15 protein-coding genes are annotated in these 14882 nt (G+C 31.2%); 8 read left to right on the top strand and 7 right to left on the bottom strand.

Features of this window, described 5'->3' with window-relative positions:
• The 4 genes from ABI549_RS07550 to ABI549_RS07535 form a co-directional block, all read right to left on the bottom strand.
• On the bottom strand, nucleotides 1-1579 hold a 1579-nt coding region (locus ABI549_RS07550), incomplete at its 3' end, for a PorP/SprF family type IX secretion system membrane protein (protein ID WP_348075852.1).
• A 1-nt stretch (nucleotide 1580) separates the two neighbouring features.
• Complete coding sequence (locus ABI549_RS07545) at nucleotides 1581-3035, bottom strand: gliding motility-associated C-terminal domain-containing protein (RefSeq protein ID WP_348075851.1); 1455 nt, start codon at nucleotides 3033-3035, stop codon at nucleotides 1581-1583.
• Nucleotides 3036-3173: 138 nt separating this feature from the next.
• Nucleotides 3174-4466, bottom strand: coding sequence for a hypothetical protein (locus ABI549_RS07540; RefSeq protein WP_348075850.1), 1293 nt, complete (start codon nucleotides 4464-4466; stop codon nucleotides 3174-3176).
• A 33-nt stretch (nucleotides 4467-4499) separates the two neighbouring features.
• Nucleotides 4500-4934 carry a hypothetical protein gene (locus ABI549_RS07535; protein WP_348075849.1) on the bottom strand — a complete coding sequence of 145 codons (435 nt, stop codon included), beginning with the start codon at nucleotides 4932-4934 and terminating at the stop codon, nucleotides 4500-4502.
• 462 nt (nucleotides 4935-5396) lie between these two features.
• On the opposite strand from ABI549_RS07535, the gene ABI549_RS07530 reads away from it, so the two are divergent.
• From ABI549_RS07530 to ABI549_RS07495, 8 genes are all read left to right on the top strand, one after another.
• A complete protein-coding gene (locus ABI549_RS07530; protein ID WP_348075848.1) occupies nucleotides 5397-6545 on the top strand; it encodes a DNA polymerase III subunit delta' in 1149 nt (382 codons plus the stop codon).
• Nucleotides 6546-6549: 4 nt separating this feature from the next.
• A complete protein-coding gene (locus ABI549_RS07525; protein WP_348075847.1) occupies nucleotides 6550-6933 on the top strand; it encodes a DoxX family protein in 384 nt (127 codons plus the stop codon).
• 50 nt (nucleotides 6934-6983) lie between these two features.
• Nucleotides 6984-7541 carry a sigma-70 family RNA polymerase sigma factor gene (locus ABI549_RS07520; protein WP_348075846.1) on the top strand — a complete coding sequence of 186 codons (558 nt, stop codon included), beginning with the start codon at nucleotides 6984-6986 and terminating at the stop codon, nucleotides 7539-7541.
• A 1-nt stretch (nucleotide 7542) separates the two neighbouring features.
• Nucleotides 7543-8154: a cupin domain-containing protein gene (locus ABI549_RS07515; RefSeq protein ID WP_348075845.1), complete on the top strand. Its 612-nt coding sequence runs from the start codon at nucleotides 7543-7545 to the stop codon at nucleotides 8152-8154.
• Nucleotides 8155-8263: 109 nt separating this feature from the next.
• Entirely contained in the window at nucleotides 8264-8647 is a 384-nt protein-coding gene (locus ABI549_RS07510; RefSeq protein WP_348075844.1) for a DoxX-like family protein, read from the top strand.
• 4 nt (nucleotides 8648-8651) lie between these two features.
• Nucleotides 8652-9389 (top strand): DUF2071 domain-containing protein, encoded by a 738-nt coding sequence (locus ABI549_RS07505; RefSeq protein WP_348075843.1) that lies wholly within the window; start codon nucleotides 8652-8654, stop codon nucleotides 9387-9389.
• Nucleotides 9380-10132: a methyltransferase domain-containing protein gene (locus ABI549_RS07500; RefSeq protein WP_348075842.1), complete on the top strand. Its 753-nt coding sequence runs from the start codon at nucleotides 9380-9382 to the stop codon at nucleotides 10130-10132. The genes ABI549_RS07505 and ABI549_RS07500 overlap by 10 nt, the downstream gene beginning before the upstream one ends.
• 9 nt (nucleotides 10133-10141) lie before the next feature.
• Nucleotides 10142-10537 carry a hypothetical protein gene (locus ABI549_RS07495; protein WP_348075841.1) on the top strand — a complete coding sequence of 132 codons (396 nt, stop codon included), beginning with the start codon at nucleotides 10142-10144 and terminating at the stop codon, nucleotides 10535-10537.
• Between the two features lie 55 nt (nucleotides 10538-10592).
• On the opposite strand, the gene ABI549_RS07490 is transcribed toward ABI549_RS07495, so the two are convergent.
• The 3 genes from ABI549_RS07490 to ABI549_RS07480 all read right to left on the bottom strand — a co-directional run bounded on the left by ABI549_RS07490 (nucleotide 10593) and on the right by ABI549_RS07480 (nucleotide 14787).
• Nucleotides 10593-12866 (bottom strand): helix-turn-helix domain-containing protein, encoded by a 2274-nt coding sequence (locus ABI549_RS07490; RefSeq protein WP_348075840.1) that lies wholly within the window; start codon nucleotides 12864-12866, stop codon nucleotides 10593-10595.
• 244 nt (nucleotides 12867-13110) lie between these two features.
• A complete protein-coding gene (locus ABI549_RS07485; RefSeq protein WP_348075839.1) occupies nucleotides 13111-13674 on the bottom strand; it encodes an OmpH family outer membrane protein in 564 nt (187 codons plus the stop codon).
• Between the two features lie 264 nt (nucleotides 13675-13938).
• Complete coding sequence (locus tag ABI549_RS07480; RefSeq protein WP_348075838.1) at nucleotides 13939-14787, bottom strand: class I SAM-dependent methyltransferase; 849 nt, start codon at nucleotides 14785-14787, stop codon at nucleotides 13939-13941.
• Nucleotides 14788-14882: the final 95 nt, after the last annotated feature.

The following is a 14882-nucleotide window of genomic DNA, read 5'->3' as shown; positions in this document are numbered from 1 at the left end:
CTTTTGCATCGGCATCAGCTTTTTCTTTACGTAAACGTTCTGCTTCGGCTTTGGCTCTATCTTGTTCAGATTTTAATTTATCCGCAGCTTCTTTTGCTTGTGCAGCAGCATCAGCGGCAGCTTTTGCATCGGCATCAGCTTTTTCTTTACGTAAACGTTCTGCTTCGGCTTTGGCGTTGGCATCGTTTGCTTTCAATTTATCTGCAGCTTCTTTGGCTTTTGCGATTGCATCGGCTTTGGCTTTTGCATCGGCATCCGCTTTTTCTTTACGCAAACGTTCAGATTCAGCCAATGCATTTGCTTTATCTAGTTCTGCTTTTAATCTTGCGGCATTAGCGGCATTAGCCCTTGCATCTGCAGCTTCTTTTTCTTTTTTTAATCTTTCAGCTTCTAGAACCGCTTTATCTTTGCCTTGCAATGCTAATAATCTATCTGCTTCTGCTTTTTTGAGAGCTGCTAATGCTTCTGCTTTTTCTTTAGCATCGGCCAACTCTTTTTCTTTACGTAAGCGTTCTGCTTCTAATCTTGCTTTGTCTTGTTCTACTTTTAAAGCTAATGCAGCAGCTCTTTCTTTTTGCAGTTCTGCTGGAGATTTTCTCTTAACCGCTACCGCTTTTGTTCCTGGATTTGTTTTTTTAGTAGCTTTTACTATTGGTTGATAATCTTCAAAATCACCATATCCTTTTAGTTTATATGCTAATGTAATTTCATGTGAAATTCCAAAATTTGATAAATTGCCTGTTCCTTTTTCTATATTATAACCTATCGATAATTTTTTTGCGACTGTAAGTCCTATACCTGCTGAAATACCGTAAAGACTGTTGTACCCTGCTTGTACCCAACCTGCTTTTGGTGCATTAATGAGTAAAATACTAGAAAAAATTGTTTTCTCTTTTGCTGACTCACCTCTTACTAAAACGGAGAATTTTCCGTTTTCAAAAAATCCTGGATTAGTCATATAACCTGTGTACATAATATGACCTTCAAACGCTTTTGCTGGATCCTCTGCAACTAATCCCCCACCGAAATTATAAAAGAAAATATTATTTGCTGAAACCCCAAAATCCATTAAACCTGTACTATAATTTATTCCAGGATTTATAGTAACTAATGAGTTTTTAGGTATATTTTGAATTGCTTGATCTGTTGTGTTTGTTACAATTTTTCCTGTATTTAAACCACTATTCACATAAGCTAGATTTAATCCAAAAGCAAAATTACTCTCATTTGATATCTCTACATTTCTAACAAAGTTACCTACTAATCCGAATGTTGTTAAGACTCCATAATTTCTTTGGAATGCTCCAAATGCAATACTGTTATTATCTCTAAACTTACCTGAATAACTAGCAAAATAAGCTTGAGGTGCGTTCTCGAATCCTGAAAATTGTCTTTTAGTATACATACTAATAAATGATTCATCTTCGCGAACATAACTAAATGTAGGATTTATTAAGAATTTATTAAATTTTAATGAATTTTTAGCTGGTACATCAAACGAAACTACGCCTCCTTCTTGTGCATGGTTTGGTAAAATGAATCCTAAAATCAGTAATAAGCTTATAAATTCTTTTCTCATATTATTTTATAATTGTAATTGACCCTTTTTTTATTGGGCTTCCATCCTTAGATATGATGTAGTAATATACGGGATTTACCGATTTAAAATTCAATGCCGTTTGTGGCCATTTATTATCATAATTCGTTGTTTGTAATGCAATTTCTCCTGTAGCACTAACTATCATAACTTCGGTATTTGCATTTATATATTCCTGAGGTATTTCCCATGTATCATTATCTCCATCAGCATTTGGGCTAATAAGATTTGGAATTTTTACAGGATTTACTCCTTCTTTAAGCTGAAACAAAAACTCTTTATTTACTAAACATCCCACTGTTTGCTTAACTATTGCTTTATAATTACCCATAACATTAGTGCTATAAGTATCTGTTGTTGCACTAGGAATTAAAACACCGTTTAAATACCACTCGAAAGTAGGACTTGCAGCATTTGTAGTTATGGTTATTGTTTTTATTTCTCCAGCTGGAACATTATTTATTGCGGGAGACTCTAACACATCTATACTTGCAGAGAAACCTACAACTGATAAATTAACAGTGTTTGATGTTGAAGAGCAACTTCCTTGATTAACCACGACATAATAATCTCCTGGTTGTGTTGCTGGATAATTAAAAGCTGTTGCTCCAGGTATTGCAACGTTATCTTTAAACCATTGATAAGCATATCCTCCTGGGACACTAAGTGTATTTGCAGTTGGAGGACAAACAGTATTACCTCCGCTTGATGTAATGGTAAACGTAGATCCTGCTGGCACAATATTTACTACGACATTTCTTGATACAGCGACATTAGAACAAACACCATAATCAACTTCTGCTCTATATGTTCCTGATGAATTTATAATATAAGTAGAACCTGTTTGACCAGAAACTAAAATATTATTTTTAAACCATTTATATTTTAAATTCGGATAAATTATTGGTGAGGGATCTGCAACAGTATTCGCATCTACAGATAATGTAAAACTTCCTCCTCCGCAAATACTTACATTTTGATTTTGATTGTTTAACCAAAAACTCTGATTAAAAACTATACTATAAGAAGGAACAGCTGAACTTACAGAACTAACAACTGGATTAGAACTTATAACTCTTAACTTATATCCTGTTCCTGAAGTTGTTGATGGAAGAAAAAAACTAAACTCTCCTGTCGATCCAGAAAATGTTGGGGAAGAAGATAAAAATGTTGGTGTCCCAAATGATCCTGAAGAATCTGATAACTGTAATGTAAATGTGTTTCCTGATCCAAAAGATCCTGAAATAGCAAATGTAGACCAATATGCAAAAGTACCATTACTACTATCACAACGTTGAAAAACAGTCCCTCCATGAGCTGGAGATCCATTTGTAACTGCGCTAATTGCTTGTGCAGAAACTGTTATTGGAGAAAAAAACGCCAATAATACAAAAACGTATATATACTTACTTATAAGAGGAGTAATTTTATTTTTCATAACAGCTTTATTTTAAAAAAATACATAAATAACCTACAAAATACAATCTTTTTTAATCAGAATTTAATAAAATTCAATAAATCCATTAAAAGAATTTATCTCTTAATGGATTTATTGAAACCGTATATATTTAATTCTTTATTTAGAATTTGATGCGGTAATTTTACTTATTTTTATTCTAAAATCAGGATTATTTTTAGTATTATAGATATCTAAAAACATCTCCGTATTGGCTGTATTTTGATACAGGTTAAAAAATGAATTGTTACCATAATAATCTTCTAGGTCTTCATTATTTGTTGAGTTTTCAACAAAAATATTTCCTTTACAATTATTAAAATATGTTTCTTCAAATTTAATTTTCTTAAATGTACTTGCCTCTAATTTTACATCTTGAGCAAGAATTGCAGCTGGATTAAAACCCGATATTACACTTCTTTTGATTGCAAATGACGCGCTATTTCCTATAAAAATAGCTTCTTTTACTAATCCACTTGCTATATCACTACTTAGGTTTTCTGTTGTGTTTACAAGTGTGCAGTTTGTTGCAACAACATTTGTCATGTTTTTAGATAAATCAGCTTCTTCTCTTTTCTCGTAAGAGACTATATTCATACATCTTGATCTTGTAGATGAAGAATAAAGCGAGTGTCTAATAGCAATAGAATTATCCATTTTGCATTGCACTCCTTGTGTAAACTTAAAATCATCTCCATTAGATCTTAATGAAACTAATTTATTAACGACTACATCTCCTCCTAAAATTTCAAAAGAATTTCCCTCAGAAAAACTACACATTACGTTTTCGATAACTGTTTTATTCCCAACACTTGCTAAAGATAAAGCGTTATAATCTTTAAATCCTTTTATCTTCTTCCCTGCAAATTCTATTCTTAAAAACCTTAAAACTCCAGAGTTACTTTGTGAATTTACACCACCATAAATAGTTTGGCTTGGATCTAATTCAAAATTTAAAGAAGAAGAACCTCCAAATTTATTTACAGGTGCATCACCAAGAATAACTAATCCCCCCCAATCACCACCTTTTTTAACTTGTCTATTAGAAGTAAATACAATTGGATCTGTCTCTAAGCCATTGGCCAAAATCTGAGATCCTTTAGTAATAATTAAAGCACCATTTGTCTCATAATCTCCTTTAATAACAGTTCCTGGCTCGATGGTAAGTACTGCATTATTGGTTACATAAACAGGCCCTTGTAAAAGATATGTATTCTTTTTGTACAAAGTTGTATTTGTTGTTATTTTTCCATACAAAATTTGATTTGTTTCGTTATACTCAACTTTTGCTGGCTTAAACTCCGTCCAATTGCTTAACCAGTTACTGGTTCCAATTATACCTTTTTCTTGTTGTGCACTTGCGGAAAAAACCACAAAAAGCAACATCAATTTAATTTGTACTAGATTTTTCATGTTGTAGGGATTAAAGTTAATTATTTGGGATAATTATTCATTTATTTGGCTTAGCTCTTTCAACATTGACTCATAGTACAATATTGAACTCACTAAATTTCCTTTGTCTGCGTAAGGAGTCATCGTTCTTTGAAAATCTACTGTAGAATTTAAGAACGTTTCTGTATTTTGTTTTTGCAAAGTTAAGGCTTTATTATTTTCCACATTATCAGGAACTCCAACATCTTGCATAGTTACACCAGCTTTTGTTGTTAGTGCTATATAAGGCAAAGTATTTACAAGAACCTTAATTCGCTCTATGTACAATTCCAATAACTGCCCTTTTTGCATTGTTTCTAATTCGCTTTTCTCATAGAATTTTTTGACCGCAGCCCCTGTACTAATAATACCTACAGCTTTATTTGTTTTTTGCGCATTTACATTACTTACTGCAAATAATAATAAGCTAAAAAAGATAATTTTCTTCATGATAATTTGTTTATATTTTAATAATTTAAGTTTTAAAATGTCCCCAAAACACACCCTTAAATTTAATTTGCAAGATTCTAATAACTTTTTAATAAAAAAAATTAAATTTACTTGTTTTTAAAATTTAAATGATGTATAAATTTAAATACATTTTCGTTTTTAAATTACCTTGCTAAAAGCGTGCCAAAAAATATTTAAAACCTAAAATTATACTATTTTATTTTAATATTATGTCTTTTGTCGGTATTTTTTACATTTTAGCCGATACAAAAATATTCTTTTTTTATTATAACTTCCTAATATTGAGGTGTTTTTATTGCGAAAAAAATATTTTATATAAATTTAAATCTTGTTTAATGAAAAATCATCAATGTTTTATCTAATCTTGTATAAAGATATTCAAAATTCTCTTGTAATAACAATCATATTGATAAATTTATCGTAATAACTTATATTTGTAACATGAAATTTAACAAAATAATAAGTCACGAACATCTAAAAAACCATTTATTACAAAGCGCATCTGCTAGTCGAATTCCGCATGCGCAATTGTTTGTTGGTCCAGAGGGATCGGGAGTTTTGCTCACTGCCATTGCTTATGCACAATATATTTTGTGCAATAATATTGGGAATGAAAACGCTGGCGGAAACGAAAGTTGTAACTTAAAATTCGAACATTTTTCGCATCCAGATTTGCATTTTGTGTATCCAACAGTAACTACCGATGAAGTAAAAACAAAACCTAAAAGCTTAGATTTTCTAACAGATTGGCGGAAATTTTTATTAGAAAAACCCTACGGAAGCATTTTCGATTGGTACAATATTCTTGATGTAAAAAACAAACAAGGTGAGATTAGGGTAGAAGATGCTCAAGAAATTCTAAAATCGCTTTCGCTAAAATCCTATGAAGGCGGCTATAAAATCATAATTGTTTGGATGGCCGACAAAATGAATATTGCCGCTTCTAACAAATTACTAAAACTACTCGAGGAACCAACCGACAAAACGCTATTTATACTCATTACTGAAAACGAAGAAGATATCATACAAACCATTCGTTCCCGATGCCAAGTATTACATTTTTCAGCTTTGAGCGAAAATGCTATTACCCAATCACTAATTGATTCTGAAAATATAGAACAAAAAAAAGCACAAAAAATCGCACACAAATCGCAAGGAAATTACAATAAAGCTTTGCAATTTTGCCACGAAATAAATGAAGATTTGCCTTTTGAAGAATGGTTTGTAACTTGGGTTCGTGCCGCTTTTAGAGCCAAAGGAAATGCGGCGGCTATTCAGGATTTAATCCTTTGGAGTGAGCAAATTGCTAGCTTGGGACGTGAAACACAAAAGAAATTCTTGCATTTTTGCATCGAAATGTTTCGCCAGGCTTTATTATTAAATTACGAAACCGAAAAACTAGTTTATCTAGAAACAACTGTCGAAAAGTTTAGTTTCGAAAAATTTGCCCCGTTTGTAAACGGAAACAATATAAATGATATATTTAAAGAAATTTCTGAGGCAATTTATCACATAGAACGCAACGGAAATGCTAAAATAATCTTAACCGATTTGTCTATAAAACTAACCCGATTAATTCATAAAAAATAAACCTATGGAAAACCTTGCCTCACTTTTTGTATTATTTTTTCTAGCCATTACTTTCCTGCAATCAGGATATGATAAATATACAGACTGGAACGGAAATGTGTCTTGGCTCACAGAGCATTTCTCAGGAACTATCTTTGCTAACAAAGTACCCCTCTCTCTTAAAATATTGTTAGCTTTAGAAATCCTCACGGGAATTTTATGCATTGTAGGTATGATCGAAATGTCCATAAGCGGGGGAACCACTTTTGGCAAATACGGTGCTTGCTTATCTTGCGTTACTTTACTTATGTTACTTTTTGGACAAAGAATAGCAAAAGATTACGACGGAGCCAGAACCATTGTTATTTATTTCATTCCTGCGGTGATGGGCGTTTATTGGTTGAGTTAAATAAGATTTAAAAAAAATAAGTGTGCAAAATTAATTAACACAACACAACTTTGAGAGAAAAAATCCAATATAATCATGATGATTTAGTGATTTTAATAAAAAATCGAGATAAAAAGGCATTTGCTTATTTATATGACAATTACGCTAAAGCAATATTTAGTGTGATTAATAATATTATTCAAGATGTAGAAGAGTCTGAAGATATTTTACAAAAAACATTTTTAAAAATTTGGGATAATTTTCATAGTTACGACATCTCAAAGGGAAGACTTTTTACTTGGATGCTTAATATTTCGCGAAATATGAGCATTGACTTCAAAAGATCTAAAGACAATAAAAACAAAATCCAAAACACGGAGCTAAATGTATATAAATTAAATAATCTTACCACTGGTGAAGATTCTTTAGATACAATTGGGTTGAAAAAGGTCGTTGAAAAACTAAAACCAGAACATTTGATCCTTATAGAACTCTCATATTATAAAGGATATACACAAGAAGAAATAAGTAAAGAACTAAATATTCCTGTAGGTACGGTAAAAACAAGAATACGAAAAGCACTTCTAATTTTGAGAGGGCAATTAAAAGATAAAATAGAATTAAGATAAAATGAATACTATACAGGATTATATAAATTCAGGAATACTAGAGTTGTATGTGTTAGGCATGACTACTGATGAAGAAAATATTGAGATTACTAAGTTAGCAGAAGAAAATATTGAAGTAAAAAAAGAAATAGATGCTATTTCTGAAGCACTTCAAATAACTTCTGAAGCTTTTTCTCCAGAAATTTCACCAGCTACAAAAGCAATGGTGATGGCTACTATTGACTATACCGAGCGTTTAAAAAATGGTGAAGAATATACAATTGCGCCTTTACTTAGCAAAAATAGCACTATTGATGATTTTGAACCATGGCTTAACAGATACAATATGCAGGTTTCTGATGATTATGAAACAATAGATGCTAAAATTATTAGCGCTAGTGATGAAGCAACAACCCTTATCGTTTGGTTAAAACATGGCGCTCCTATTGAAGTTCACGATAAAGAATACGAACATTTTTTAATAGTGGAAGGCACTTGTACAATTACAATAGGGGAGGAATCACACAATCTTGTTCCTGGAAATTATTTATCAATTCCTTTGTTTATAGGCCATAATGTAGAAGTAACTTCGGATATTGCTTGCAAAATAATTTTACAAAGAGTTGCTGCTTAATTTATAAAATCAAACGGCATTCAAAACCCAATAGCAGGGATTTAAAATCCTTGCCTGTATAGATTGACAAATATTTCAAATTTAAATATAGAAAAGTTTTTTTAATTCAATGACAAATACTAAAATTTATAAAACATTAACCTATTGTATTGCAATAATTTGGATTGCAAACGGACTTTTTTGTAAGGTTCTAAATCTTGTTCCTAGACACGAACAAATCGTTGCGAAAATTTTAGGTAATCACTATTCTAGACAGTTGACAATTCTAATTGGATTTTCAGAAATTATTATGGCAATATGGATTATAAGTGGCTATAAAACAAGGTTAAATACAATTGTCCAAATTTTAATAATAGCAACTATGAACATAATTGAATTTATCCTTGTACCCGATTTATTACTTTGGGGAAAATTAAATTCACTCTTTGCATTTCTATTAATTTTAGTTATTTATTTCAAGGAATTTTACCTAAACAGAAAACAAATCAATTAAAACAATGCTGTCATTTTTTAAAAATCATCCATTTGCCGTTGAAGCATATTTTGAAAGTTCGCTTGTTTTGACATTTGCAGTTCCAAAAGAACAATTACAAAACCTTATTCCAGAATGTTTGCATCTCGACACATTTCAAGATAAATGGGCTTTCGTAGCAGTAGCTATGGTTCAGACAAAAGACTTACGACCAAAAGGTTTTCCTAAATTTATGGGGAATGACTTTTTTCTGATAGGTTATCGTGTATTTGTTCGCTACACAAATAATGCTGGAAAAAGTCTGCGTGGTTTATATATTTTAAAATCAGAAACAGACAAAAAAAAGATGGCGTTTATGGGGAACATATTTACTCATTACAACTACACCACAACAGACATCAAGCAATTTGAAAATAAAAATTTAAAAGAAATATCCTCAATAAATTCAAAATTCAAAATTACAATAGACAAAACGGAAGAAGAAATTTCATTACCTAAACATTCACCTTTCACAGACTGGAAAGAAGCAAGAAGATTTGCTGGCCCTTTGCCCTTTACGTTTACTTATAACAATGAAACCAAAGAGGTTTTAATCATTGAAGGGGTGAGACAAAACTGGGTGGCAAATCCTGTAAAAGTAATTGACTATAATTTCGATTTTTTAAAGTCGCTTAAGCTTGAAAACCCTGTCTTAGCAAATGCTTTTATAATTAAAAATATTCCATATTATTGGAAAAAAGGTAAAATTGAACAATGGAAATAAAAAGAAAACCATTTCAAGGAGTATTAAATATTTTAAGTTTCAACCGACACTTTTATGTAGTAGGTCTAGCGGTTTTAGCTCTAATAATAATAAGCCATGGTTTAATTAGGTGGTCGGATTTTTTATTTTGGTTAATTGTAGCGTCTTTTATTTATGGTTTGATAATGCCTTTAATAATATCTGCTTATGTCTATGACTTTTCAGGGTATTATGATTTTCACTGGTTGAAAAATTGCCAAGTTGCAGATTCAAGTACAAATCAAATACTTAATATTAACGCTGGTTTTGATGAAACAAGCTTTATTATTAAAAATCATTTTCCTAAATCTGATTTAAAAGTATTTGATTTTTATAATGCTAAACAACATACAGAACCAGCAATTATAAGAGCGCGGAAAGTAAGTTTAATCTATCCTGATACACAGCAAATAAAATCTAATTTAATACCTGTAAAAGACAAATCGGTAGATATTATCTTTCTTTTGTCAGCTGCACATGAAATAAGATTACACCATGAAAAAGTACAGTTTTTAAAAGAGTGTCATCGGATTTGTAAACCAGATGGAAAAGTAATTATGATTGAACACTTAAGGGATTTTCCTAATTTTTTAGCGTTCTCCATTGGATTTACTCACTTTTTTTCTCGTTCTACATGGAAAAATGCTTTTGAACAAGCTGGCTTTGTTACTTTTCAAGAAACTAAGTTTACACCATTCATGTCTATCTTCACTTGTACACCTTAAATTAAAAAAATGGAAATACACTTTAAAATAATTGGAGCTCTATTAATAGTTTTGGCATTGGTTCATGTTGCCTTTCCAAAGTATTTTAACTGGGACGAAGAACTTAAATCTTTAAGTTTAATTAATCGTCAACTGATGGCGGTGCATACATTTTTTATTGCATTAACAGTATTTCTTATGGGTTTGCTTTGCTTAACATCTTCAAACGAATTAGTTGAAACTAGTTTTGGTAAAAAAATATCGCTTGGACTTGGTATATTCTGGGCTTTTAGATTATTTATTCAATTCTTTGGTTACTCTACTGAATTATGGAAAGGAAAGGGGTTTGAAACACTAATGCACATAATATTTTCGTCACTTTGGGCGTATTTAAGTATTGTTTTTTTGGTAACTTATTTCAATTGATAATGTAAAAAAATTAGACGGTTTCGTGCTTCTAAACTCACAACATCATTAAGCCTTAACCCGCATTCAAGCTCGATTTATACATTTTTAGCTCGTCCCAAGTAAATTCGTCGCCGTATTTTTCTTTCAGCGGGTTTAGAGTTTCTTCTTTGTAACCAAAAAAAGCTTCGGCTAAAGCTGCGATTTTGTCTTCAGGCAAAACATCAGTAATGGCGACAGTTCCAGATTCTATAAGCTTAGCAAAATGTCCGCCAATGGTTTGTGGGGTGAGTTTTCTAATGGAAGCAATTTCTTTAATAGAATTTTTTTCTAGCCACAATTCGTAAGTTTCTTGCACTGTCGATTTTTTAGCTTCCTTAACTTCTTTTTTCTTTTTTGCGTAACGTTCCACGTCGAGATCATCATCAATTAGTGTGATGTTTAATCTTTTGAATTCTTCGTGAATAAAATCTATCTTATTGGTTTTGTATGTTTTGATTTCGGTAGAAGTTAAATTTTCTTTAGAAATCACCTCGCCCGAAGCAATTGTTTTTACAAGCAATTTGGCTTTCATTAATCTGAAAACAGCTTTAATCTGAACTTCTTCTAAAACCGATAATTCATCGAACAATGTTTTTGCTTTTTTGATGCGTTTTACTTCTTCTATTTTCCATAAAACATCGTAAAGAATACTGTCCATTTGTGCAAAGAAATAATTGTAAGCGGCATCGATTCTTTCTTTAACAAAATGAATATCAAAAGGTTCTGTATTAAAAAGCTTGTCTATCTGGCTCAAGAATTTTCTGGCTGGTTCCTGAATTTCGGTAATTGTATCCGTTTGTTTTTTAGCCCAAAGCGATTGTTTCGATTTTGTTGAAGATTCTCCTTTTTCGTTATAACTGTATTGATGATTGCGCCATTCTTGCGCCAAATCTGCCCAATCGAAAGTCGATTTTAGAAAATTGTGCAAGAATTTTTTAGTTTCTTGTTGCAATGCTTTAGATAGTTTTTCTTCCGATGCTTTATTTTCGGCATAATCCATCACATCTTGGTCGTTCGAAATTCCATTCATTTGTAGCGGAGAAAGCAAAACCAGACCTTCTAACGAACGCAAACGCGATAATGCCACATAGGCTTGTCCTGGTTGAAAAACTTGCGATACATCGAGCGCCGCTTTATCAAAAGTTAATCCTTGGCTTTTGTGCACCGTAATGGCCCACGCCAACTTAATAGGATAGTGAACAAAGGTTCCTAAGGTTTCTTCTTCAATTTCTTTTGTGTTTTCGTTTACGGAATACCGAATGTTTTGCCATTCATATTTTTCAACCTCAATTGTGGTGTTTTCTTCTGGAAAATGTACTACTATTTCTGCTTCCGATAATGATTTGATGATTCCCATTTTTCCATTAAAATAGCGTTTTTCAAAAGCCAAATCGTTTTTTATAAACATGATTTGAGCACCTACTTTTAGTTGTAAATGTTCATCTACTGGATAAATTTTGTCTGGAAAATCTCCAACAATTTCAGGTTTGAATTTAAATAATTTTCCGCTTAAATCTTCTAGAGCCTGAGCATTTATATTATCTGCTTTTGCATTGTGCGTGGTTAGTGTAATATAACCTTTGTTTGCTTTTAGATCGAAATCAGGTTTTACATATTTGTTTAAAGTGATGATATCTTCCTTAGAAATTGTATTATTTCTCAAATTGTTAAGAACTGAAATAAATTTGTCATCGGTTTGACGGAAAATCTTAGACAGCTCTATATACAATGGCGGATTTTGCTGTATTACATGCGAATGGAAAAAGAATTTTCCTTTGTAATAAGAACGCAGTACTTTCCATTCTTCATCACGAATTATGGGTGGCAATTGTAATAAATCGCCAATAAAAAGTACTTGAACACCGCCAAAAGCGATTTTTTTCTTACGAATAGATTGCAACATAAAATCGATTCCGTCGAGCAAATCGGCACGAAGCATACTCACTTCGTCGATAATAAGCAGTTCCATATTTTTGATGACTGATTTTTTTAAACCACTCATTTTGAAGTGTATAGCTAAAGTGTTTTTGCTTTCAAATTTTACAAAATCTGAAAATTGTGGCGCACTATTGTCTGGAATAAATCCGCCAAAAGGCAATTGAAACATCGAATGAATTGTAACGCCACCAGCATTTAGTGCCGCAATTCCTGTGGGCGCCACTACAACACAATTTTTGTGTGTGGTTTGTATAATTTCTCGTAAAAGTGTTGTTTTACCCGTACCCGCTTTTCCTGTAAGAAAGATATTGCGCTGGGTTTGATTGATGAATTGTAAGGTGTAATTGGCTTCGGCTGAGATATTTTCCATTTTGGCTTGTATATATTAGGCAAAAATATTGAATTTATTTTAATGTTTATATATTGACTGGAAAATGAATAGTGGATTCTCTCTTTTAAAATTATAAAAATAAAAATAGCACGCAGATAACACGGATTAAACAGATTTTTAAAAAATCAATACCTTTAAATATAAAAGAGGTTTGCATTTTATCTGAGTCAAAAAAACCTCCAACTAATTAAAGATGGAGGTTCTTAATATTGTTTAAAAAAAATTATTTTTTCTGTGTTGCTTTTTCTTCTGTTTTAGGTTTTGCAGCATATTTATCGTTAATCATTTTAACGACATCTTTTGTAATATCGTAACTGTCTTTAGCATATAAAACAGTCGCTGCATCTCCAGTACCATAAATATAATCGTATCCTTTTTGTTTACCGTAATCTTTTATAAGTTGTTTTACAGATTTTACTAAAGTGTCCATTTCTTTTCCACTTTCTTGTTGCAATTGTTGTGCCATTGCTTGTTGCGCATATTGTAATTGTTGTTGTCTTTGTTGCAATTGAGAACCTTTTTGTTGTGCCCATACTTGCCCTTTTGCTTGTGCATTTTGCTGAAAACCATCCATTTCTGCTTTTAAATTTTTTGCAGCTACTTCAAGTTCACGCCCCATAACTTCTTGTTTGGTTTTATACTTTTCATCCAACTCTTTGGCTTCAGTATAATCTTCCATCATTTTTTGAGTGTCTATATATGCTGTTTTATATTCTTTTGCTTCTGGAGTTTTGTTACAAGAAATAATTGACATTGATATAGCTACTAATAATACGATTTTTTTCATTTTTATTTTTTAGTTAGATTTTTAAATTTTGGTAAAAGTAATCTTTTTTTGGAATGTGGAAAATTGTTGTTTAGAAAATTGATTATTTGAATGAAAATACATGAAATCTTAACAATAATAAAATCTTATACTATCGTTTTTAAAGATAGTTTTTCGTTATTAAAACACGCTTTTCTAGATTCGTTTTAAGATAATTTCTATTTTTTTGAATGGATTTATATGTTTTTAAACAAAAACGTCTCTAAAAAGCGCTTAAAATAGTTTTTAGCTGTTTTTTATTACGTAAATATGAGAAGAATACTCTAAATTTTGCTTCGCTTTAAGATTTGACTTCAAACCAATATAAAATGCTTTGATAAAATTCATTTTCCCATTTTTGTATTTTTCTGATAAAAGCGACACATAAAAACTATCAAAAATCATAGGAAGGATTTTTATCGATTTCATATTTTCTTTAGCAAATAATTTTTCTATCGCAATTTTAGAGAAATGCCACAAATGTCTTGGCACATCATAAGCGGCCCAAAATTCTGCGTAATATTTTGCATCAAATGATTTGTAATTTGGTACGGCAATAATTATTGTACCATTTGGTTTTACTAATCTTTTTAATGTTTTAATTTGATTTTCTAAATCAGGAACGTGTTCCAGAACATGCCACATGGTAATCACATCGAAAGAATGAGATGCAATATTTTCTAGATTTTCTGCAAAAGAAACTCCTTTAGAAATTGAAATTGTTTTTGCTTTTTCATTTGGTTCGATTCCTGTAGTATGCCAACCTGCTTTTTTTGCTGTGGCTAAAAAATCTCCTGTTCCAGCGCCAATATCTAATAGATTCCCTTTTTGTGAATGTAGAGAATTAATTAAACTTACTTTTTTGTTTAAAGAGTAGCTTTTAATAATCTGATATACTTTTTCGAACAAAGAACGTTTTCCGTCGGTATGTGAAATATAATCTTCGCTTTCGTAATATTTTGGAAGACGATCTAACGATGGTTGTGGATGAGTTTTTAATAATTGTAATTCTTCATCAAGAAGCAACTCAAAACTTTCTTTTGAGACTGAATTGTCTTTTACTTTGATAAAAATTTGATTTGTTGAAAAATTCATTTGATTTTTTAATGTAGATTAACGATTTTTGATTTAAGATTTAAAAATTAGCTTACGTTTCACGTGGAACAATTTGATTAAGGAATTAGGATTTT

Source organism: Flavobacterium sp. (genome assembly GCF_039932285.1).
GTDB lineage: Bacteria > Bacteroidota > Bacteroidia > Flavobacteriales > Flavobacteriaceae > Flavobacterium.
Note: the sequence above shows the minus strand (reverse complement) of the source record. Positions and strands in the feature narration are given on the sequence as shown.

What these genes read in the sequence shown, in the direction of transcription:
- ABI549_RS07485 (WP_348075839.1), bottom strand. Translation starts at nt 13,674, where the DNA reads ATGAAAAAAATCGTATTATTAGTAGCTATATCAATGTCAATTATTTCT.
- ABI549_RS07540 (WP_348075850.1), bottom strand. Translation starts at nt 4,466, where the DNA reads ATGAAAAATCTAGTACAAATTAAATTGATGTTGCTTTTTGTGGTTTTT.
- ABI549_RS07500 (WP_348075842.1), top strand. Translation starts at nt 9,380, where the DNA reads ATGGAAATAAAAAGAAAACCATTTCAAGGAGTATTAAATATTTTAAGT.
- ABI549_RS07480 (WP_348075838.1), bottom strand. Translation starts at nt 14,787, where the DNA reads ATGAATTTTTCAACAAATCAAATTTTTATCAAAGTAAAAGACAATTCA.
- ABI549_RS07505 (WP_348075843.1), top strand. Translation starts at nt 8,652, where the DNA reads ATGCTGTCATTTTTTAAAAATCATCCATTTGCCGTTGAAGCATATTTT.
- ABI549_RS07530 (WP_348075848.1), top strand. Translation starts at nt 5,397, where the DNA reads ATGAAATTTAACAAAATAATAAGTCACGAACATCTAAAAAACCATTTA.
- ABI549_RS07490 (WP_348075840.1), bottom strand. Translation starts at nt 12,866, where the DNA reads ATGGAAAATATCTCAGCCGAAGCCAATTACACCTTACAATTCATCAAT.
- ABI549_RS07495 (WP_348075841.1), top strand. Translation starts at nt 10,142, where the DNA reads ATGGAAATACACTTTAAAATAATTGGAGCTCTATTAATAGTTTTGGCA.
- ABI549_RS07510 (WP_348075844.1), top strand. Translation starts at nt 8,264, where the DNA reads ATGACAAATACTAAAATTTATAAAACATTAACCTATTGTATTGCAATA.
- ABI549_RS07545 (WP_348075851.1), bottom strand. Translation starts at nt 3,035, where the DNA reads ATGAAAAATAAAATTACTCCTCTTATAAGTAAGTATATATACGTTTTT.
- ABI549_RS07515 (WP_348075845.1), top strand. Translation starts at nt 7,543, where the DNA reads ATGAATACTATACAGGATTATATAAATTCAGGAATACTAGAGTTGTAT.
- ABI549_RS07535 (WP_348075849.1), bottom strand. Translation starts at nt 4,934, where the DNA reads ATGAAGAAAATTATCTTTTTTAGCTTATTATTATTTGCAGTAAGTAAT.
- ABI549_RS07525 (WP_348075847.1), top strand. Translation starts at nt 6,550, where the DNA reads ATGGAAAACCTTGCCTCACTTTTTGTATTATTTTTTCTAGCCATTACT.